This window comes from Pseudomonas palmensis, from assembly GCF_017848315.1.
GTDB lineage: Bacteria > Pseudomonadota > Gammaproteobacteria > Pseudomonadales > Pseudomonadaceae > Aquipseudomonas > Aquipseudomonas palmensis.
In genome coordinates, this window is record NZ_JAFKEC010000120.1 from 1 (window position 1) to 1,591 (window position 1,591).

Genomic DNA, 1,591 nt, shown 5'->3' on the forward strand with positions numbered 1-1,591 from the left:
CCTCTGCCAGCAAACCACCCATGACGGCATGCACCACAATTTTGGGCAGGCTGCCGTTCTCAAATCGAATGGTCTGGTCACCGGCAAACTTGAAGCCCGTGGCCATGGCGATGCTGCCTGCCTGGCCGACTAGAGCATTGCCCAGGTTGTCGCTGAAGCTGCCGCCGTTGATGGCCGTAGATATTGCGCTCGAAACAAGCGAGTGCGCACCAGCCCGAATGAGCGTATCTGAGGCGTTCGCCCATGTGAGTACGTTGTGCGGGGGTGCTGGAAACCGGAATGAGGGTGCTGAGCTTCAGAAAGAAATCAGGACCACAGCATCAAGCATCAGATAAGTGCTTGGAATGTGGGGTTCATGGAGCGCTTAAGATGCAAATAGGGTTCAGAAATAGTGCAATCAAGGTGCATGCACTGAACGCCGATTTCTACCCGGCCAGCGACAAGGACAATGACTACGCTAGCGCCCGGTCCGTGCCCTAGGTCAGGTTACGCGGGCTGTGACTAAGGCAGGCGGGGTTTGAGGTGAATGAGAACGTGAAAGTGCGGGTGATGAAGGGGTGTTTGGTGATTACGGCAGAGTGAAAATATCCCCCGGCAACGCCGGGGGATATTTCTAATCAAACAATTCATGCCTGAGCAAATAAAAGTCTGTACTTAACAACAATTTAATCTCCTCAGAGCGCAGAGTCATGTCCACATAAAGCAAAATCGGACAGTCCGAGAACATTTGCTCAACAGACTCTCCATCAAAAGGGTCAATATTTCCTTTCAGAACAAAGCTTTCTGACTCCTTGTCGCCAAACTTATAATAGATCCCTCCTTGATATGAACTATCTCTCTCCTCAAAAGAAAAATTTAACTTTTCCTCGATTTTTGATTTGGCCTCCAAAATAGCCGCACCCTTGAAACCATATAAATCATAAGCAGGCATTTTAATCACTTAGGTAAAATAAGACTTGGAGCTCGACTTGTTGCTGAGGATGTCGAACCATAAATCATGAAGTTAACATCTCGGCCGGCTTGTTTAGTCAGCTGACTAGCCAGATCATTTAAACCTAACGCTTTTAGGTCTCTCATGCTTAGTGGACCAGTTCGTGCCCCGCCACTTCTTAACCCAATCCCCAAAGATTCTGCTTTTCGCAAAAGTTCCGGACTTGCCAGTGCAATATCAAAGTCACTAGTCCTCCCCACATCAAACGCCTGTCCAGTTCGGTAACTTTTACCTGTTACCGCGCTCCCCTGAAGAATGGGCTCAACATTTCCGTAACCAGCTTTCGATAAACCATCTCTTACACTGCCGCCGAAACTAGAAAACTCCTTTGTATTCGCAAACCCACTAGGCACAGTTCCTTTTGCAGCCTTTGTTGCATTTTTTCCCCGCTTTGCAACATCCCCGCCAGCTTCTCAAGCCACCCTGGCGTTTTCGAAGCCACAGCTTTAGCAGCACTTCCCAGCGAAATAATCGCCAGCGCCAGTTCCGCTTCTGCCTCCACCCCAAGCCGATGACTCTCCGATTCGGTCGGCGTAAACAGCGTATCTTTGGTGCTCTCAAACTGGTTCAGAAACTGACTGACCAATTGCAGCGCAGCAG

The 1,591-nt window shown here is 49.4% G+C and carries 2 protein-coding genes and 2 pseudogenes; 1 reads left to right on the plus strand and 3 read right to left on the minus strand.

Annotated features, from left to right (window positions below):
* A pseudogene (locus JZZ72_RS28430) lies at window positions 1–235 on the minus strand (DUF637 domain-containing protein); the annotation flags it as partial.
* Window positions 236–510: 275 nt separating this feature from the next.
* Between JZZ72_RS28430 and JZZ72_RS28435 the strand changes: the two are divergent.
* Window positions 511–582, plus strand: a pseudogene (locus tag JZZ72_RS28435) (SymE family type I addiction module toxin); the annotation flags it as partial.
* A 31-nt stretch (window positions 583–613) separates the two neighbouring features.
* On the opposite strand, the gene JZZ72_RS27605 reads toward JZZ72_RS28435, so the two are convergent.
* Complete coding sequence (locus tag JZZ72_RS27605; protein ID WP_058541370.1) at window positions 614–931, minus strand: hypothetical protein; 318 nt, start codon at window positions 929–931, stop codon at window positions 614–616.
* A 358-nt stretch (window positions 932–1,289) separates the two neighbouring features.
* Window positions 1,290–1,591: hypothetical protein (locus tag JZZ72_RS27610; protein ID WP_210015489.1), on the minus strand; the 302-nt coding region annotated here is incomplete at its 5' end.

Excerpts from the sequence above, each read along its gene's own strand:
- JZZ72_RS27605 (WP_058541370.1), bottom strand. The coding sequence starts at position 931 with ATGCCTGCTTATGATTTATATGGTTTCAAGGGTGCGGCTATTTTGGAG.